The organism is Klebsiella sp. 10-1 (assembly GCF_009758445.1).
GTDB lineage: Bacteria > Pseudomonadota > Gammaproteobacteria > Enterobacterales > Enterobacteriaceae > Klebsiella > Klebsiella scottii.
In genome coordinates this window covers 441,115-461,659 of sequence record NZ_WQRE01000003.1, presented here as the reverse complement: position 1 = coordinate 461,659, position 20,545 = coordinate 441,115, and the positions used below count along the sequence as shown (strand labels likewise).

At 58.6% G+C, this 20,545-nt stretch carries 13 protein-coding genes; 9 read left to right on the top strand and 4 right to left on the bottom strand.

Translation table 11 applies throughout. The features are described from left to right. Positions 1-110 precede the first annotated feature (110 nt). The 8 genes from GO007_RS14065 (at position 111) to GO007_RS14030 (ending at position 15,681) form a co-directional block, all read left to right on the top strand. Positions 111-1,355 carry an MdtA/MuxA family multidrug efflux RND transporter periplasmic adaptor subunit gene (locus GO007_RS14065; protein ID WP_095100867.1) on the top strand — a complete coding sequence of 415 codons (1,245 nt, stop codon included), beginning with the start codon at positions 111-113 and terminating at the stop codon, positions 1,353-1,355. After that, a complete protein-coding gene (locus tag GO007_RS14060) occupies positions 1,355-4,477 on the top strand; it encodes an MdtB/MuxB family multidrug efflux RND transporter permease subunit (protein ID WP_095100865.1) in 3,123 nt (1,040 codons plus the stop codon). Before GO007_RS14065 ends, GO007_RS14060 begins: the two co-directional genes overlap by 1 nt. Continuing rightward, a complete protein-coding gene (gene mdtC / locus GO007_RS14055) occupies positions 4,478-7,555 on the top strand; it encodes a multidrug efflux RND transporter permease subunit MdtC (protein WP_095100863.1) in 3,078 nt (1,025 codons plus the stop codon). 1 nt (position 7,556) lies between these two features. Beyond that, positions 7,557-8,972, top strand: a complete 1,416-nt coding sequence (mdtD, locus tag GO007_RS14050; protein WP_095100861.1) for an MFS transporter — start codon at positions 7,557-7,559, stop codon at positions 8,970-8,972. Then, positions 8,969-10,456, top strand: a complete 1,488-nt coding sequence (baeS, locus tag GO007_RS14045; RefSeq protein ID WP_095100859.1) for an envelope stress sensor histidine kinase BaeS — start codon at positions 8,969-8,971, stop codon at positions 10,454-10,456. The genes mdtD and baeS overlap by 4 nt, the downstream gene beginning before the upstream one ends. Then, positions 10,453-11,175 carry an envelope stress response regulator BaeR gene (baeR, locus tag GO007_RS14040; protein ID WP_095100857.1) on the top strand — a complete coding sequence of 241 codons (723 nt, stop codon included), beginning with the start codon at positions 10,453-10,455 and terminating at the stop codon, positions 11,173-11,175. Before baeS ends, baeR begins: the two co-directional genes overlap by 4 nt. Before the next feature lie 273 nt (positions 11,176-11,448). Then, positions 11,449-12,810, top strand: a complete 1,362-nt coding sequence (gene trhP, locus GO007_RS14035) for a prephenate-dependent tRNA uridine(34) hydroxylase TrhP (protein ID WP_095100855.1) — start codon at positions 11,449-11,451, stop codon at positions 12,808-12,810. Positions 12,811-13,434: 624 nt separating this feature from the next. Continuing rightward, complete coding sequence (locus GO007_RS14030; protein ID WP_095100853.1) at positions 13,435-15,681, top strand: TonB-dependent receptor domain-containing protein; 2,247 nt, start codon at positions 13,435-13,437, stop codon at positions 15,679-15,681. 119 nt (positions 15,682-15,800) lie between these two features. Here GO007_RS14030 and GO007_RS14025 read toward each other — a convergent pair whose 3' ends face one another. Continuing rightward, on the bottom strand, positions 15,801-16,541 hold the full coding sequence (locus GO007_RS14025; RefSeq protein ID WP_095100851.1) for a carbonic anhydrase: 741 nt from the start codon (positions 16,539-16,541) through the stop codon (positions 15,801-15,803). 235 nt (positions 16,542-16,776) lie between these two features. Further along, positions 16,777-17,172, bottom strand: coding sequence for a protease inhibitor I42 family protein (locus GO007_RS14020; protein WP_095100847.1), 396 nt, complete (start codon positions 17,170-17,172; stop codon positions 16,777-16,779). A 229-nt stretch (positions 17,173-17,401) separates the two neighbouring features. On the opposite strand from GO007_RS14020, the gene yegS reads away from it, so the two are divergent. After that, entirely contained in the window at positions 17,402-18,295 is an 894-nt protein-coding gene (gene yegS, locus GO007_RS14015; RefSeq protein WP_095100845.1) for a lipid kinase YegS, read from the top strand. A gap of 95 nt (positions 18,296-18,390) precedes the next feature. On the opposite strand, the gene GO007_RS14010 is transcribed toward yegS, so the two are convergent. Further along, positions 18,391-19,053, bottom strand: coding sequence for an HAD family hydrolase (locus GO007_RS14010; protein ID WP_095100843.1), 663 nt, complete (start codon positions 19,051-19,053; stop codon positions 18,391-18,393). A 52-nt stretch (positions 19,054-19,105) separates the two neighbouring features. Then, positions 19,106-20,383 (bottom strand): RbtT/DalT/CsbX family MFS transporter, encoded by a 1,278-nt coding sequence (locus GO007_RS14005; RefSeq protein WP_095100841.1) that lies wholly within the window; start codon positions 20,381-20,383, stop codon positions 19,106-19,108. Positions 20,384-20,545: the final 162 nt, after the last annotated feature.

The following is a 20,545-nucleotide window of genomic DNA, read 5'->3' as shown; positions in this document are numbered from 1 at the left end:
AATCCAGACATATCTCAACAGTCTTTTCATAATTTCTCCATTTTTGCGAGGCGTTCCCTCACTAAACTAGTATCATTTCGCGAAACGTTTCAGGATGAGATAGCAAAATAATGAAAGGCAGTCACACACTTCGTTGGGCAACCGCCCTGGCGGTCGTCATCGTTGCCGGCGGCGCATACTGGTTTTGGCAGGGTCGTGATACGGCGGGCGAAGCGGCTCCAGCGGCGGCCGGACAAGGTGCGCCTGCTCCGGGCGGCGGTCGTCACGGCCGCTTAGGCGCGACGCTGGCACCGGTCCAGGCCGCAACGGCCACCAGCGAATCGGTGCCGCGCTATCTCAGTGGCCTCGGCACGGTAACCGCAGCCAATACGGTCACCGTGCGCAGCCGCGTCGACGGCCAGCTGCTGGCGATCCATTTCCAGGAAGGCCAGCAGGTTAAAGCCGGCGATCTGCTGGCTGAAATCGACCCCAGCCAGTTCAAAGTGGCGCTGGCGCAGGCGCAGGGACAGTTAGCCAAAGATCGGGCGACCCTTGCCAACGCCAGGCGCGACCTCGCCCGCTATCAGCAGCTGGTAAAAACCAACCTCGTTTCGCGCCAGGAGCTGGATACACAACAGTCGCTGGTCAGCGAAACCAACGGCACGATTAAAGCCGACGAAGCCGCGGTGGCCAGCGCCCAGCTGCAGCTCAACTGGAGCCGGATCGTCGCGCCCATCGACGGGCGCGTCGGCTTAAAACAGGTGGATATCGGCAACCAGATCTCCAGCGGAGATACCACCGGTATCGTGGTATTAACGCAAACCCACCCGATCGATTTAGTCTTCACGCTGCCGGAAAATGACATCGCGGCGGTGGTTCAGGCGCAGAAAGCGGGTAAAGCCCTGCCGGTCGAAGCCTGGGACCGCACCAACAAGCAGAAAATCACCAGCGGCACGCTGCTCAGCCTTGATAACCAGATTGATGCCACCACCGGCACCATCAAGCTGAAAGCCCGCTTCAGCAACCTGGACGATGCGCTGTTCCCGAACCAGTTCGTCAACGCCCGCATGCTGGTGGACACCGAGCAGAATGCGGTCGTGATCCCTACAGCCGCTCTGCAGATGGGCAATGAGGGCCACTTCGTGTGGGTGCTGAACGCCGACAATAAGGTCAGCAAGCATACGGTCACGCCGGGTATCCAGGATAGCCTGAAGGTGGTCATTAACGCCGGGCTTTCCGCCGGCGACCGCGTGGTCACCGACGGTATCGACCGCCTGACCGAAGGCGCGAAGGTCGAAGTCGTCGAGCCGCACAGCGCCTCCGCGCCGGAAAAAGCCACCAGCCGCGAATACGGTAAAAAAGGAGCGCGCTCCTGATGCAAGTCTTACCGCCGAGCAGTACGGGCGGCCCTTCCCGTCTCTTTATCATGCGTCCGGTGGCCACCACGCTGCTGATGGTGGCGATCCTGCTGGCCGGGATTATCGGCTACCGGTTCCTGCCGGTCTCGGCGCTCCCGGAAGTGGATTATCCGACCATTCAGGTCGTTACCCTCTACCCGGGCGCCAGCCCTGACGTGGTGACCTCATCGATCACCGCGCCGCTGGAGCGCCAGTTTGGTCAGATGTCCGGCCTCAAGCAGATGTCGTCGCAAAGCTCCGGCGGCGCCTCGGTGGTTACCCTTCAGTTTCAGCTGACGCTGCCGCTGGACGTCGCCGAGCAGGAAGTGCAGGCGGCTATTAACGCGGCCACCAACCTGCTCCCCTCGGACCTGCCTAATCCGCCGGTGTACAGTAAAGTCAACCCGGCCGATCCGCCGATCATGACCCTCGCGGTCACCTCTTCCGCCATTCCGATGACCCAGGTGGAAGATATGGTGGAGACCCGCGTGGCGCAGAAAATCTCCCAGGTATCCGGCGTCGGGCTGGTGACTCTCGCCGGCGGTCAACGTCCGGCGGTGCGCGTGAAGCTCAACGCTCAGGCGATTGCCGCCCTCGGGCTGACCAGTGAAACCATTCGCACCGCGATTACCAGCGCCAACGTCAACTCGGCGAAAGGGAGCCTCGACGGCCCTTCGCGGGCGGTAACGCTCTCCGCTAACGACCAGATGCAGTCGGCGGAAGACTATCGTCGCCTGATCGTCGCCTATCAGAACGGCGCGCCGATTCGCCTCGGCGACGTCGCCACCATTGAGCAGGGCGCGGAAAACAGCTGGCTGGGCGCGTGGGCGAACAACCAGCGGGCGATCGTCATGAACGTTCAGCGCCAGCCGGGCGCGAATATTATCGCCACCGCCGACAGCGTGCGCCAGATGCTGCCGCAGCTGACCGAAAGCCTGCCGAAATCGGTCAAGGTGCAGGTCTTATCCGACCGCACCAACAACATTCGCGCCTCGGTGAGCGATACGCAGTTTGAGCTGATGCTGGCGATCGCCCTGGTGGTGATGATCATCTACCTGTTCCTGCGCAACGTCCCGGCGACGATCATTCCCGGCGTCGCCGTGCCGCTCTCGCTGGTGGGCACCTTTGCGGTGATGGTGTTTCTCGACTTCTCAATTAACAACCTGACGCTGATGGCCTTAACCATCGCCACCGGCTTCGTCGTCGATGACGCCATCGTGGTTATCGAAAACATCTCGCGCTATATCGAAAAAGGCGAAAAGCCGCTGACCGCCGCGCTCAAGGGCGCCGGCGAGATCGGCTTTACCATCATCTCGCTGACCTTCTCGCTGATTGCGGTGCTGATCCCGCTGCTGTTTATGGGCGATATCGTCGGCCGGCTGTTCCGCGAATTTGCCGTAACCCTGGCGGTGGCGATCCTGATCTCCGCCGTGGTGTCGCTGACCCTGACGCCGATGATGTGCGCCCGGATGCTGAGCCACGAATCGCTGCGTAAGCAAAACCGCTTCTCCCGCGCCAGCGAACGCTTCTTCGAGCGGGTAATTGCCGCCTACGGCCGCCTGCTGAGCCGGGTGCTGAACCATCCGTGGCTGACCCTCAGCGTGGCGCTGGGCACCCTGGCGCTGTCGATTATGCTGTGGGTATTTATCCCGAAAGGTTTCTTCCCGATTCAGGACAACGGCATTATTCAGGGCACGCTGCAGGCCCCGCAGTCGGCCTCTTTTGCCAGCATGGCGCAGCGCCAGCAGCAGGTCTCCGCCCTGATCCTCAAGGACCCGGCGGTGGAGAGCCTGACGTCGTTTGTCGGCGTCGACGGCACCAACCCGGCGCTGAACAGCGCCCGGCTGCAGATCAACCTCAAGCCGCTGAGCGAGCGCGACGATCGCGTGCAGACGGTTATCTCTCGCCTGCAGCACTCGGTGGACGGCATTCCCGGCATCGCGCTCTATTTGCAGCCCACCCAGGATTTGACCATCGATACCACCGTCAGCCGCACTCAGTACCAGTTCACGCTGCAGGCCAACTCGCTGGATGCGCTCAGCAACTGGGTTCCGCAGCTGTTGACCCGCCTGCAGGCGCTACCGCAGCTCTCCGACGTCAGCAGCGACTGGCAGGATAAGGGCCTTGCGGCGTACATCAACGTCGACCGCGACAGCGCCAGCCGCCTTGGGATCAGCATGGCCGATATCGATAATGCGCTGTACAACGCCTTTGGCCAGCGCCTGATCTCAACCATCTATACCCAGGCCAACCAGTACCGGGTAGTGCTGGAGCATGATACCCAGGCCACGCCGGGGCTCGCCGCACTCGACGGCATTCGCCTCACCGGCAGCGATGGCGGCATCGTGCCGCTGAAATCGATCGCCACCGTTGAGCAGCGCTTTGCCCCGCTGTCGATCAACCATCTCGACCAGTTCCCGGTGACCACCATCTCGTTTAACGTCCCGGATGGCTATTCGCTTGGCGATGCGGTCGAGGCGATTCAGGCCGCCGAACAGGCGCTGGATTTACCGACCGATATCCGCACTCAGTTCCAGGGCAGCACCCTTGCCTTCCAGTCGGCGCTGGGAAATACCGTCTGGCTGGTCGTCGCCGCGGTGGTGGCGATGTATATCGTCCTCGGCGTGCTGTATGAGAGCTTTATCCATCCGATCACTATCCTCTCGACCCTGCCGACCGCCGGCGTCGGCGCGCTGCTGGCCCTGTGGCTCGCCGGCAGCGAGCTGGACGTGATTGCCATCATCGGCATCATCCTGCTGATTGGCATCGTCAAGAAGAACGCCATCATGATGATCGACTTTGCCCTGGCCGCAGAGCGCGAACAGGGCATGGCGCCGCGCGAGGCGATTTATCAGGCCTGTCTGCTGCGTTTCCGCCCCATCCTGATGACCACCCTGGCGGCGCTGCTCGGCGCGCTGCCGCTGATGCTGAGCACCGGCGTGGGCGCAGAGCTGCGCCGTCCGCTGGGGATCGGCATGGTCGGGGGCCTAATGCTAAGCCAGGTGCTGACGCTGTTTACCACTCCGGTGATCTATCTGCTGTTCGACCGCCTGTCGCTGTACCTCAAAAGCCGCTTCCCACGGCGCGAGGAGGAGGCGTAAATGAAGTTTTTCGCCCTCTTCATTTACCGCCCGGTGGCGACGATTTTAATTTCGCTGGCCATCACCCTGTGCGGCATTCTCGGCTTCCGCCTGCTGCCGGTCGCCCCGCTGCCGCAGGTGGATTTCCCGGTGATTATGATCAGCGCTTCGCTGCCCGGCGCCTCGCCGGAGACGATGGCATCGTCGGTGGCGACGCCGCTGGAGCGCTCCCTCGGGCGCATTGCCGGGGTCAATGAAATGACCTCCTCCAGCTCCCTTGGCAGCACGCGCATTATTATGGAGTTCAACTTCGACCGCGATATCAACGGCGCCGCCCGCGACGTCCAGGCGGCGATCAACGCCGCGCAAAGCCTGCTGCCCAGCGGCATGCCGAGCCGTCCGACCTATCGCAAGGCCAATCCGTCGGACTCGCCGATCATGATCCTGACGCTCACCTCGGATACCTACTCCCAGGGCGAGCTGTACGATTTTGCCTCCACCCAGCTGGCGCAAACTATCGCCCAGATTGACGGCGTCGGCGACGTTGACGTCGGCGGCAGCTCGCTGCCCGCGGTGCGCGTAGACCTCAATCCGCAGGCGCTGTTTAACCAGGGAGTATCGCTGGACGCCGTGCGCACGGCGATTGATAGCGCCAACGTGCGCAGGCCGCAGGGGGCGCTGGAGGACAGCAGCCATCGCTGGCAGGTGCAAACCAACGATGAGCTGAAAACCGCCGCCGAGTATCAGCCGATAATCGTGCACTACAGCAACGGCGCGGCGGTGCGTCTTGGCGACGTCGCCAACATCAGCGATTCGGTGCAGGACGTACGCAACGCCGGGATGACCAATGCGAAACCGGCGATTCTGCTGATGATCCGCAAGCTGCCGGAAGCCAATATCATCCAGACGGTGGACAGCATTCGCGCGCGCCTGCCGGAGCTACAGAAAACTATCCCGGCGGCGATCGATCTGCAAATCGCCCAGGATCGCACCCCGACGATTCGCGCCTCGCTGGAGGAAGTCGAGCAGACGCTGGTGATTTCGGTCGCGCTGGTGATCCTCGTGGTGTTCCTGTTCCTGCGCTCCGGCAGAGCCACGCTGATCCCGGCGGTGGCGGTGCCGGTATCGCTGATCGGCACCTTTGCGGCCATGTACCTTTGCGACTTTAGCCTCAACAACCTGTCGCTGATGGCCCTGACCATCGCCACCGGCTTCGTGGTGGATGACGCCATCGTGGTGCTGGAGAATATCTCCCGCCACCTTGAGGCGGGGATGAAGCCGCTGCAGGCGGCTTTGCAGGGAAGCCGGGAAGTGGGCTTTACGGTGCTGTCGATGAGCCTGTCGCTGGTGGCGGTGTTTTTACCGCTGCTGTTGATGGGCGGCCTGCCGGGGCGTCTGCTGCGCGAGTTCGCGGTCACGCTGTCGGTGGCGATTGGTATTTCGCTGGCGGTGTCGCTAACCCTGACGCCGATGATGTGCGGCTGGCTGTTGAAAAGCGGTAAGCCGCATGAGCCCACGCGCAACCGCGGCTTTGGCCGCCTGCTGGTCGCCATTCAGGGCGGCTACGGCAAATCGCTGAGGTGGGTGCTGAAGCACAGCCGAATGACCGGCCTCGTCCTGCTGGGTACGATTGCCCTTAGCATCTGGCTCTATATCTCAATTCCGAAAACCTTCTTCCCGGAGCAGGATACCGGCGTGCTGATGGGCGGCATTCAGGCCGACCAGAGCATCTCTTTCCAGGCGATGCGCGGCAAGCTGCAGGACTTTATGAAAATCATTCGTGAAGACCCGGCGGTGGATAACGTTACCGGCTTTACCGGCGGCTCGCGGGTCAACAGCGGGATGATGTTTATCACCCTCAAATCACGCGACCAGCGCCATGAAACGGCGCAGGAGATTATTGACCGCCTGCGGAAAAAGCTGGCGAAAGAGCCGGGGGCAAACCTGTTCCTGATGGCGGTGCAGGATATCCGCGTCGGCGGACGTCAGGCCAACGCCAGCTACCAGTACACCCTGCTGTCGGACGATCTGGCGGCGCTGCGCGAGTGGGAGCCTAAAATTCGCAAAGCGCTGGCGGCGCTGCCTGAGCTGGCTGACGTCAACTCAGACCAGCAGGACAACGGCGCGGAGATGGACCTGCTCTACGATCGCGATACCATGTCGCGCCTCGGCATCAGCGTGCAGGACGCCAACAGCCTGCTCAACAACGCTTTCGGCCAGCGGCAGATCTCCACCATCTACCAGCCCCTCAACCAGTACAAGGTGGTGATGGAGGTTGACCCGGTCTATACCCAGGACGTCAGCGCGCTGGATAAGATGTTCGTTATCAACAGCGAAGGCAAACCGATCCCGCTCTCCTACTTCGCCAAATGGCAGCCGGCTAACGCCCCGCTGTCGGTGAACCATCAGGGGCTTTCGGCGGCCTCCACCATCTCCTTTAACCTGCCGACCGGTAAATCCCTGTCGGAAGCCAGCGACGCCATCAACCGCGCCATGACCCAGCTCGGGGTGCCGTCCAGCGTCCGCGGCTCGTTCGCCGGCACCGCTCAGGTTTTCCAGCAGACCATGAATTCGCAGATCATTTTGATTCTGGCGGCGATTGCGACGGTCTATATCGTGCTGGGGATCCTCTACGAAAGCTACGTGCATCCGTTAACGATCCTCTCCACCCTCCCCTCGGCGGGGGTCGGCGCGCTGCTGGCGCTGGAGCTGTTCGGCGCGCCGTTCAGCCTCATCGCGCTGATCGGAATTATGCTATTAATTGGAATAGTGAAGAAAAACGCCATCATGATGGTCGACTTCGCGCTGGAGGCGCAGCGTAACGGCAACCTGCCGCCGGAAGAGGCCATCTTCCAGGCCTGCCTGCTGCGTTTTCGCCCCATTATGATGACCACCCTCGCGGCGCTGTTCGGCGCGCTGCCGCTGGTGCTATCCGGCGGCGACGGCTCGGAGCTGCGCCAGCCGCTGGGGATTACGATCGTCGGCGGTCTGGTGGTAAGCCAGCTGCTGACGCTGTACACCACGCCGGTGGTGTATCTGTTCTTCGATCGTCTGCGGCTGCGTTTTTCCCGAAAAATCAGGCAACCGGTAAGCGAATAACATGACCGATCTCCCGTCCAGCGTGCGCTGGCAGCTATGGATAGTGGCATTCGGCTTCTTTATGCAGTCGCTGGATACCACTATCGTCAACACCGCCCTCCCCTCGATGGCCAAAAGCCTCGGGGAGAGCCCGCTGCATATGCATATGGTTATCGTCTCCTACGTGCTGACGGTGGCGATTATGCTGCCCGCCAGCGGCTGGCTGGCGGATCGGGTCGGAGTGCGCAATATCTTTTTTACTGCCATTATCCTGTTCACCCTCGGGTCGCTGTTTTGCGCCCAGGCCAACACCCTTGACCAGCTGGTGCTGGCCCGCGTGCTGCAGGGCATCGGCGGCGCCATGATGGTGCCGGTAGGCCGCCTGACGGTGATGAAAATCGTCCCCCGCTCGCAGTATATGGCGGCGATGACGTTCGTCACCCTCCCCGGCCAGGTCGGGCCGCTGCTGGGTCCGGCGCTCGGCGGCGTGCTGGTGGAATATGCCTCCTGGCACTGGATTTTTTTAATCAACATTCCGGTCGGCATTATCGGCGCTATCGCCACGCTCTCGCTGATGCCGAACTACACCCTGCAGACGCGCCGCTTTGATATGCTCGGCTTTATCCTGCTGGCCACCGGCATGGCGACGTTAACCCTCGCTCTTGACGGCAAAAAAGGGCTGGGTATTTCTCCGCTGCTGCTGACGGCGCTGGTGGCTATCGGCATCGCCTCCGTTGTTCTCTATCTGTGGCACGCGCGGGGCAATGACGGCGCGCTGTTCAGCCTCGACCTGTTCCGCAACCGCACCTTCTCCCTCGGGCTCGGCGGCAGCTTCGCCGGGCGTATCGGCAGCGGCATGCTGCCGTTCATGACGCCGGTATTCCTGCAAATTGGCCTCGGCTTCACGCCGTTCCACGCCGGCCTGATGATGATCCCGATGGTGCTCGGCAGCATGGGCATGAAGCGCATCGTGGTGCAGGTGGTGAACCGCTTTGGCTACCGCCGGGTGCTGATTGTGGCGACGATCGGCCTGGCGCTGGTCAGCCTGCTGTTTATGGCCGTCGCGCTGGCGGGCTGGTACTGGCTGCTGCCGGTGGTGCTGTTTTTACAAGGCATGATCAACTCCAGCCGCTTCTCGTCGATGAATACCCTGACGCTGAAGGATCTGCCGGACCCGCTGGCCAGCAGCGGCAACAGCATGCTGTCGATGGTGATGCAGCTGTCGATGAGTATTGGCGTCACCATCGCCGGCATGCTGCTGGGGATGTTCGGCCAGCAGCACCTCAGCGCCGATGCGGCTACCGCGCATCAGGTCTTTCTCTACACCTACCTGAGCATGGCGGTCATTATCGCGCTGCCGGCGCTTATTTTTTCCCGCGTACCGGATGACATCGAAGGCAATACCGTCATCGCCCGCCGCAAAAGGAGTGAACCGTGAAGCTTTGGCGTCCCGGCATTACCGGCAAACTGTTTCTCGCCATCTTCGCCACCTGCATCGTGCTGCTGATCAGCATGCACTGGGCGGTGCGTATCAGCTTTGAACGCGGCTTTATCGACTACATTAAGCGCGGTAACGAACAGCGGCTGACGATGCTTGGCGACGCCCTCAGCGAGCAGTATGCCCAGCACGGCAGCTGGAAGTTCCTGCGCAACAACGACCGCTTTATTTTCCAGCTGCTGCGCACCTTTGAGCGCGACAACGACGATCGCTCCCCCGCCGGCCACGGCCCAGGGCCTGACGGCGAGCGGGGTCCGGGGCCGGACCGAGGCCCGCCGCCGGACAACGGACCCCGCGGTCCCGGGCCGGATATGCCTCCGCACGGCTGGCGGACGATGTTCTGGGTGGTCGATCAGAAAGGCCGCGTGCTGGTCGGCCCGCGGGAGCCGGTGCCTGAAGACGGTACCCGCCGCGAGATCCTCGTTGACGGCGCTCCGGTAGGGGCGGTCATCGCCTCGCCGGTGGAGCGCTTAACCCGCAATACCGATATCAATTTCGATCGGCAGCAGAAGCGCACCAGCTGGCTGATTGTGGCCCTGGCGACCATCCTTGCGGCGCTGGCGACCTTCCCGCTGGCGCGCGGCCTGCTGGCGCCGGTTAAACGGCTGGTAGAAGGAACCCATCGCCTCGCGGCGGGTGATTTCTCCACCCGGGTCACCGCTAGCGGCGGCGATGAGCTTGGCCGCCTGGCGCAGGACTTTAACCAGCTTGCCAGCACCCTTGAGCGCAACCAGCAGATGCGTCGCGATCTGATGGCGGATATTTCCCACGAGCTGCGCACGCCGCTGGCGGTTCTGCGCGGCGAGCTGGAGGCGATTCAGGACGGGGTACGCAAATTCACCCCGGACTCTATCCCCTCCCTGCAGGCGGAAGTCGCCACCCTGACCAAGCTGGTTGACGATCTGCACCAGCTGTCGATGTCGGATGAGGGCGCGCTGGCCTATCAGAAAACCTCCGTGGATATTATCACCCTGCTGGAAGTCGCGGCGGGGGCCTTCCGCGAGCGCTTCTCCAGCCGCGGGCTGGAGATCGGCGTATCGTTACCGGAAAGCGCCATGATTTTTGGCGACGGCGACCGCCTGATGCAGCTTTTCAATAACCTGCTGGAAAACAGCCTTCGCTATACCGATAGCGGCGGCAAGCTGCTGATTAGCGCCAGTCAAAACGGTCGGATGCTGATCGTCGACTTCGCCGATAGCGCCCCTGGCGTCAGCGACGCCCAGCTGGAGCGCCTCTGCGAACGATTCTACCGCGCAGAAGGTTCGCGCAATCGCGCCAGCGGCGGCTCCGGCCTCGGGCTGGCTATCTGCGTCAATATCGTCGCCGCCCACGGCGGCACCTTACGGGCCGGCCATTCGCCTTTTGGCGGGGTTAGCATTAAAGTAGAGTTACCTCTGGAACGCGATTTACCGAGAGACGTATGATTGAATTACCTGTTGATGAAAACACCCCGCGTATTCTTATCGTGGAAGATGAACCCAAGCTCGGCCAGCTGCTGATCGACTATCTGCTTGCCGCAGGCTATGCGCCGACGCTGATTAATCACGGCGATCGGGTTCTGCCCTACGTTCGCCAGACGCCGCCGCACCTGGTCCTGCTGGATCTGATGCTGCCGGGCACCGACGGGCTGACGCTGTGCCGTGAAATTCGCCGCTTCTCCGACGTTCCGGTGGTGATGGTGACGGCCAAGATTGAGGAGATCGACCGCCTGCTGGGGCTGGAGATCGGCGCCGACGACTATATCTGCAAGCCCTACAGCCCGCGTGAAGTCGTGGCGAGGGTGAAAACCATCCTTCGCCGCTGCAAGCCGCGTCCGGAGCTGCAGGCGCTGGATGCCGTCAGCCCGCTGATCGTCGATGAAGGGCGTTTTCAGGCCTCGTGGCGCGACAAGCTGCTGGATCTCACCCCCGCCGAGTTTCGCCTGCTGAAAACCCTCTCCCAGGAGCCGGGAAAAGTGTTCTCGCGCGAACAGCTGCTGAACCATCTCTACGATGATTATCGCGTGGTCACCGACCGAACCATCGATAGCCATATCAAAAACCTGCGCCGCAAGCTGGAGTCGCTGGACGCAGAGCAGTCGTTTATCCGCGCCGTCTACGGCGTCGGCTACCGCTGGGAGGCGGACGCCTGCCGGCTGGCATAGGCCGCCGGATGCCGTTCTGCCCGCGCGATTACCCGCCTGCTGGCGGGTGATTTTTATGCGAAAAACGCCTCCGGCGCTCTCGCCCATATGGCGCCGACGAGTCCGCGCAGCAGGAGCATTTGCCGTCATTGACCCGCCGACCCGGCGCTGACGGCGTGAAAGGGTTTACCTGCCTCCCCCACGGCGCTACAATGCCCGCCCTTAATGTGGGGACACTCCCCAACTCGCCCACCAGGTGCGGCGAATCTGACCTGTCATCAGAACGAGAAAATCATGTTTAAACCGGAACTCCTTTCCCCGGCGGGAACGCTGAAAAATATGCGTTACGCTTTCGCCTACGGCGCAGATGCCGTTTATGCCGGCCAGCCGCGCTATTCTCTGCGCGTGCGCAATAACGAATTCAACCACGAAAACCTGCAGCTCGGCATCAACGAAGCCCATGCGCTGGGGAAAAAGTTCTACGTGGTGGTGAACATCGCGCCGCATAACGCCAAGCTGAAGACCTTCATTCGCGATTTGAAGCCGGTAGTGGAAATGGGGCCGGATGCGCTGATCATGTCCGATCCGGGCTTAATCATGCTGGTACGGGAAAACTTCCCCGAGATGCAGATCCATCTCTCGGTACAGGCCAACGCCGTCAACTGGGCAACGGTAAAATTCTGGCAGCAGATGGGGCTGAGCCGGGTCATTCTCTCGCGCGAGCTGTCGCTGGAAGAGATTGCCGAAATCCGCAGCCAGGTGCCGGAGATGGAGCTCGAAATTTTCGTTCACGGCGCGCTGTGCATGGCCTACTCCGGCCGCTGCCTGCTCTCCGGCTATATCAACAAACGCGATCCGAACCAGGGGACCTGCACCAACGCCTGCCGCTGGGAATATAACGTCCAGGAAGGCAAGCAGGACGACGTCGGCAATATTGTCCACAAATATGAGCCGATCCCGGTACAGAACGTTGAGGCAACGCTGGGGATCGGCGAGCCGACCGACCGGGTATTTATGATTGAAGAAGCCAAGCGCCCGGGCGAATATATGACCGCCTTCGAAGACGAGCACGGCACCTACATCATGAACTCGAAGGATCTGCGCGCCATCGCCCACGTTGAGCGCCTGACCAATATGGGCGTGCACTCGCTGAAAATCGAAGGCCGCACCAAGTCCTTCTACTACTGCGCCCGTACCGCCCAGGTCTACCGCAAGGCGATCGACGACGCCGCCGCCGGCAAACCGTTTGACGAAAGCCTGCTGGAAACCTTGGAAGGGCTGGCCCACCGCGGCTATACCGAAGGCTTCCTGCGCCGCCATACCCATGATGATTATCAGAACTACGAGTACGGCTACTCTCTCTCAGAGCGCCAGCAGTTTGTCGGAGAGTTTACCGGCGAACGTAACGGCCAGCTGGCGGCGGTGGCGGTGAAGAACAAATTCACCCTCGGCGACAGCCTTGAGCTGATGACGCCGCAGGGCAACGTCAACTTCACCCTTGAGCATATGGAAAATGCCAAAGGCGAAGTGATGCCGGTCGCCCCCGGCGATGGCTACACGGTCTGGCTGCCGGTACCGGAAGATATGGTGCTGCAGTACGCCCTGCTGATGCGCAACTTTGCCGGCCAGAGCACCAGAAACCCGCACGGCAGCTAGTTTACCAGGGTTATTTTTTCAGGATGCACGGATATTAGAAACGGATCACATACCGTTTCGCTTAAAGCCGGTATCATCCATTTCGCTGAAAAACATAACCCATAAATGCTAGCTGTACCAGGAACCACCTCCTTAGCCTGCGTAATCTCCCTTACGCGGGCTTATTTTTTTATTATTAACCTATCTACGTCCGCATGCTGTCCATGCCTGGATACCGGCTTTGCTTTACCAGGTGCCCTCTTTACAGCGGAGACCCATCCGCGATCGTTCCCCTGATATTAAAAACAATTCCCCGCCTTTCCCGCTGCTTTGGTTCCTCCTGGGCGACAAAACCTCCGTTCAGGCGCGGCCATCAATATGTTGTCGCCATCAGCCGCTCTGACCGGAACGGCGCTCTCCCGCTGGCCCAGGAGTGACATGCTTTTTATCCATCATTCATTAGACAGATAATTATAATCACCTCAATTAAATGATAATGATAACTATTTGCATTTGTTTAATTAGAGGCATAAACTGCCATTCTTTATTTTTTTAGTGTTTTAAACCGGTAATTAACCATCTACTGGTTTTTCATCACTAACATTGTTGGATTTTCGATATCTTTTTAAAAAATAAGGAAATTTCATGGGAAAACGCGCCTTAATCCTCACCTTATCGACGTCGGTTTTTACAGGTTCGACGCTTGCGGAGGGAAAAAATGACAATGAAGAAATTATGGTTGTTTCATCTACAGGGACCGCCGAAAATACCCTCTCCGGATCTGATTTAAACAGATTCAGAGGAATTGCGAATGCAGATATTTTTTCCTCTGAAACATATATCCAGTCAAATAATATGAGAAATGAGGCGGGTGCGATTGATCCAGGAATCAGGGGACTGCAGGGAGAAGGCCGTGTTCCGGTGTTTATTGACGGCTCGCTGCAGTCGACCCACACGTCAAGAGGCTATCAGGGAACCAGCGACAGAACGTATATCGACCCTGATTTAATCAGCAATATCACCATCAGCAAAGGGGCCTCACAGAATAACAATGCCTTTTCATCCGGCGCCATCGGTGGGGTAATAAATATAAAAACCCTCTCCACGGAGGATATTATCAATCCCGGCAATAGCTACGGCTTACTTCTTAAGCTAAGAACGTTCAATAATAATAAAAAGCCTGATATCCCTGATGATTATGCGGAGCAGAGCTATTATCAGTTAACGGACAAGCCCCGCGGGTATGATTTTAGAAATGGCTCCGCCACGCTTGCCTTTGGCTTCAGAGATGATACGGTTGATACCGTGCTTGCCTATAGTAAAAGATCTACCGGGAACTATTTTTCAGGGAAAAATGGCTTTAAAAAATTCAACGATCCGGTGGTATTTAAAAATGAAGAGGTCGTAAACACTTACTTTGAAAGCGAGTCATTTATTTATAAGCTTGCGATCAACGCGAATGATGATCATCACTTCAACCTTGCGTACCGCAACCATCGTCAGCAGGCCGGTGAAACGTTGGCTGCCTACTGGTATAAAAACGCCAATGACATTGACTTCGAGCCCCTGCCTGCGGGCGTGGAATCCATGCCACAATGGAAACCCGGCAGCGCGATTGTTAATGCCTACAGTGCCGGATATACCTATACCCCCGTTAACAACAGGCTGATTAACTTAAATCTGAACTACTGGATAACCGATACGAACTTAAAGCAATATAACGGCCTGTGGGCATTGGGGACCAATGCGCAACAATATCTGCATGCCTATAGCAACAATAAAAATGGTATAGCCATTGTCAATGAAAGCCAGTTAAACATGCTCACGCTCCGCTACGGGTCGTCAACGCAAAAAGAAAAGCTGGCGCCAAAATCTGACGGTCTGACCCGGTTTACCGCCTATCCCACCTCGCGGCATGGCGAGAGAAGGGAAAATGCCCTTTTCGTCAACGGGATGATTGAGAGTGGTCCGCTCCAGGTCAATCTGGGTATTAATTATCATAATTCCGCAGCCAACGATTTTCAGACCAATCAAAGCGTAAAATATCAGGCTAAAGCAGACCTGAGTTCCGAAATAAGCTATGCGCTGACCCCAGGCACAACCGTGTTTGTGAAAGCAGCCAGAAACTACAGAATGCCGAGCCTGTATGAAACCACGGTATCGAATGAGATTTTCAGCTATAACCCGGCGGACCCGATCGCGCCAGAAGTCTCCCTGCAAAAAGAAGTTGGGGTTAAGATACATCGCCCGGCTTTATTATCCGCGGAGGATGCTCTTGACCTCTCCCTCTCCTGGTTTAACAACAGGACCAATAATTTTATCTCTCCCGGATTAAAGGATAAAACCGCGGGAATGCCGGCATGGCAGGATAACTTCACGTTTATGAATTATGATAAGCTCGATTTATCCGGAATTGACTTTTCGCTTAAATACAACAGCGAACTGTTCTACTCTGCCATTTCCGCAACGTTGTATAGCAAAACGGCGGTGTGCTCAAACTACTATGCGCAAAAATATAACACCAGCAGCTGCAATAACATGGGCTTCGCCTGGGGATTAACGCCCACCAGAATTCCCGCCAAACAAAATATCTCTGTGAATCTGGGGAAAAAATTCCGCAATGAAACCGTCGATGCTGGCATCAGATACAGATATCACTCGGCGAAAACAAACCCTGCGGGATGGCTTGAGGGGACAGCAGCCAACCCGGTTATCGAAATACCTTCCGGGTACCAAATTGATTTGTATGGAGAATATATTTTAAATAAAAATGCGACCTTTTTTGCCGCGGTTAATAATGTCACAGATCGCTATGATATCCAGCCCGGAGCGGTTATCAGCATGCCAGATCCCGGCAGAACGGTAATGCTCGGCGTTGACCTCCGCTTCTGATTGTTCCCCACCAGAGGCGCTATCAGGGAAGAGGGCGATTTTTGCGCCCTCTTCCCTGCCGATTATGCGCTATGAATATTTATCTTCAGGCTGCATGCGCGCGGGCTTTGTTATCTAACTCATACCTCGAAGAAGTCGACCTTCCCGCCAGCAAGATGATACATGCTGCCAACAATTTTGATTTTCCTTTGTTCTTCCAGCTTTCTCAGCACCGGACTATTTTTCCGAATATTTTCGATTGTCAGCTCGACGTTTTTCCGCGCCACGGCATCAACAAAGTCGTAATTACTGCCTTGACGTTCACCGCTGTACTCGGTTTTTGCGATGGCCGGTTTAATTTCATCGAGTAAGCCGGTCAGGTTACCTAATTCGGCATTATCGATGGCCCCGCGGACGGCGCCGCAGCGGGTATGCCCCATCACCAGCACCAGCTTCGCACCGGCGACGGCGCAGGCAAACTCCATGCTACCTAACATATCGCGGTTGCTGATATTACCCGCAACCCGAGAGTTAAAGGTTTCACCGATCCCCGCATCCAGAATAATTTCTGCCGGCGCGCGCGAGTCGATACAGCTGAGGATCACCGCCGCCGGGAACTGCCCCGCCAGGCTGCTGCGCTTTTGCTGCAGATAATCGTGCTTAAGCGGGCGGTTTTCCCGGAAACGCAGATTACCCTGTTTAAAATGTTCAATTACCGCATCCGGCGTCATACCGTCGCGTTCCTCTTTGCTCAGAGACGCGGCAAAAGAGATCGTCGGTACCGATAAGGCCGCCAGCCCGGTGATGGACAGCGCGGAAAGCGCTAACGTCTGCTTCAGAATGGTACGACGTGAAGGTTCAGCTTGTTGGTTCTGTTTCATAATATCTCTCTATGGACCGGGTTATTCAAATTACGCAGATAATCTCCTGGTAAAGAACAACCAAACTAAAACCACACGATATATAGAGAAATTTTTTTGCCCTTTGTTTCAATAATGACGCTCGCAGGGGCAGGTTGTTAATATGAAGAAGCCTTTTTGAAAAGACAATTAACATAAAGCGCACAGTTTAAAAACCGTGCGCGAATAAGATGCGAAGTAATAGCGTAATGCCGAATTACCGCGCAGGGGCATTTGACCTTACGCTGACCCGTACGGTGGTCGCTTTCTCTGTGATATTCAGCCAGGGGCGGCCATAGACGAAGTTAATATTTCCGCTCCCCTGCTGGACACCTTTAAAGGTAAAGGTTCTTTCCACCGGGCAGCCCGTTGCGCGCTTACCGCAGCTGGCGGGCTGGCGGTAATTCTCGGCGACCAGCATGACCTGCGCGGGTAAGGAACGTAGCATCCACTTGTAGCCGGTGCCCGGGATATCCTGCAGCGTAACGGTAAACTGTTCCCCGCCGGAAATGCTCTTCTCCGTCACCTGCGCGGAGAGAGCCTGCAGGGAGAAAGCCAGACAAAATACCGCCATGCAGGAATTCGTTACGTAGGTGAATGTGTTACGGGACATCCTCTTTTCCTTACTGTATCAATGGTCAAATTTACCCGCGCAATTCTGACACTCCCGCGCAACGTATCACAGGACGAATAGCGCGCCGGTTGAGCTACCATTGCAGAAAAAGGGGGGCGCGGTTATCGATAGCCCGATATCCACGCCCCCCGGGCCGATAATTTACGAAATATCCATCCTTCTCTTCATGCGGTACACTTTCTGCATCTTGTGCAATGAGGCAACCATCATGTCAACGTTTCCGGCCAGCTTACTGATTCTGAATGGCAAAGGCGCTAATGAGCCGCAGCTGCGCGAAGCGATAAATCTGTTACGCGAAGAGGGCGTCGATATCCACGTCCGCGTCACCTGGGAAAAAGGCGACGCCGGGCGCTTCGTCGATGAGGCCGAACGGCTTAACGTCGGCACGGTGATTGCCGGCGGCGGCGACGGCACCATTAATGAAGTCGCCACCGCGCTGGTCCAGCGTGGCAGCAAGGCGGCGCTGGGGATCCTGCCGCTCGGTACCGCCAACGACTTCGCTACCAGCGTCGGGATCCCGCTGGACCTCGCCAGCGCCCTCAAGCTGGCGATTGTCGGGCGCGATATCGCGATAGACGTCGCGCGGGTCAACGATAAAACCGGCTTTATTAATATGGCCACCGGCGGCTTCGGCACCCGGATCACTACCGAAACGCCGGAAAAGCTCAAGGCCGCGCTGGGCGGCGTCTCCTACCTGATCCACGGCCTGATGCGCATGGATACCCTCAAACCCGACCGCTGTGAAATCCGCGGGGAGAACTTCTCCTGGCAAGGGGACGCGCTGGTGATCGGCATCGGCAACGGACGCCAGGCGGGCGGAGGCCAGCAGCTGTGCCCGCAGGCGTTAATTAACGACGGGCTGCTGCATCTGCGCATCTTTACCGGTCAGGAGCTGCTGCCGGCGCTGTTCAGTACGCTGGCCAATCCCGACAACTCCCCTAACCTGGTGGACGGCGTTTCGTCCTGGTTTGAAATTACCGCCGCCCACGAGATGACCTTTAACCTCGACGGCGAGCCGCTAAGCGGCAAAACCTTCCGCATGGAAATTCTGCCCGGCGCCCTGCGCTGCCGGCTGCCGCCGGACTGCGCGCTGCTGAAATAGATGGGCGATCGCCAGGGAAAGGTGTGAAAATGAGCGCAGAAAAGAGATAAACCGACCGTTACATCCCCAGGGTTTCTGCGCTCATCGGTACGTGGCTATCCGGCCGCCTTGACGCTTTCAGCGCGCGACAGCAGCAGCTCGGTTAGCGAATGATGGCGGGCGACGGCGCCGTGGAACTGCTGATGCTGGCAATCTTCGGTCACCGCTATCGTCGGGATGCCCGCGGCCCGGGCGGCCTGAAAGCCGCTGGCGCTATCTTCGATAACCAGACACTGGTCCGCGCGGAGATTGAGCTTGCGCAGGGTCGAGAGGTAGACCGCCGGGTGCGGCTTGCCCCACGCTTCGTCATCGGCGCTGGATATCACGTCGAACCAGGGGCGCAGGGCGAGTTTATCGAGCACGGCGGCAATAACCTGATGGGATGAGGAGGTCGCCAGCGCAATCTTGTAGCCGCAGTGGCGGAAATGGACCAGGGCTTCATTGACGCCATCCATCGCCTCGCCCCTGGCGATAATCAGCCCGGTCACCCGCCGCAGGATCATCTGCTGCAGGCGCTGAGGCGCGACGCTGAGTTGACAATGGCGGCACCAGGTGCGCGCAATGTCGTCCAGCCGCTTGCCTTTGGTCAAGGTTTCACACTCCGCCACGCTAACCGTGGCGCCCCAGCGCGCCAGGGCCTCAATCTGCGCCTGGCGCCACAGGCTTTCCGAATCAATAAGCACGCCGTCCATGTCAAAAATTACCGCTTTAATACTCATCATCCACCTCAGGCGGGCCGCGATGTCTGCCATCGCGGCCCGTAGACTCTCATCAGGAAAATTCAACGCTTTTACCGCTACCGGCCGGCTGTTGGCTAAAACCCGGCTGCTCAACGCGGATAAACGCGCAGAGGAAGAACGCCAGCACGTACAGCGCGGTGTAGGCGATAACCACCCCGATGGTGCTGTAGTACGGCAGCAGGACTACCGCTATCGCCGGGGCGAGGAAGTTGGACAGCCCCGCCGACAGGTTATAGACCGAAATGGCCGCCCCTTTATGCTTAGGCTCAAGCGCCGGGAACACGGCGGCCATCGGGACGAAGGCGGCGACAAAGATCCCCAGCGCAACCGCCGGGATCAGCGCCATGGCGAAGTTATGCCCGAAGTGCTGCGGAATGTAGTAAAAAGCGAGGCTCGACAGCGCCATGCCCACGCAGCCAAACCAGCGCACCACTTTGATCCAGCCCAGCTTCTCGCCTAAGATCCCCCACAGCACGTTGGAGAAAATGGTGGTGAAGAAGAACACCGCCCACACCTGCAGCCACTCCGAGGTGGTGAAGCCCAGCTCATCAACAAACATCAGCGGCATAATCACCGCAAAGCCGAACAGCGACAGGGTATTGATAATGCGCACCACGCTGGAGAGCAGAATATTGCGATTGCTGTAGAGCAGCGTCACCGCGCGGCCCAGTTCGGCAAACTTCTCGCGGGTGGTCAGGTTTTGCATATGCCGCGGCGTCTCAATTTTGCGCAGCGCGACCATCGCGATAACGCCGCCGGTGACGCAGAACGCCAGCGCCAGCCACAGGGTACCGAGCTCGCCGATATGCGGGATGGTAAAGCTCGGAATGTAGCTGCCGAATACGCCGATGCCGATTGAATAGACGGCCCAGAACCAGCCCAGCGCCGAGCTGGCGCTGTCGCTTTTGACGTTGTGAATAATCGCCACGATAAACGAGTAGAGGAACAGCGGATAGGCAAAGCCGCGAATGCCGTAGAACAGCAGGATCAGCGGATAGTTAGCGTGTCCGAGGCCAAAAACCAGGAACAGAACGTGGAACACGCACCACAGCACGAAGCCGATCATCATCGTTTTCTGCGGGGTGATGATCTCCGCCACCACGCCGGAAATCCACGCCGAGAGCGCGGCGGCCAGGCCGTACAGCGTAAAGGCGAAAGAGGCCTGCGCCGGGGTGAAGCCCAGCTCTTTGATATAGTGCGAGAGAAAAGCCAGCTCGAAACCGTCGCCGGTCATAAACACGGCGATAGCAATGTATCCCCATATCAGATTCAGGGGCAGACCAAGCCACTGTTTATTGGTTACGGACATAATGACCTCGTTTTCAGGGTACAGGATGCCGCTCCGGTGGCGTCACCGGGGCGGTTGTTATACCCGTCATAATTCAGGCTGCAGGTGCGTTGGCTTCCTCACTCGCTCCGGTCGCTTACCTAAGTAAGCTCCTGGAGATTCCCTGCGTCGCCGCCTTCCTGC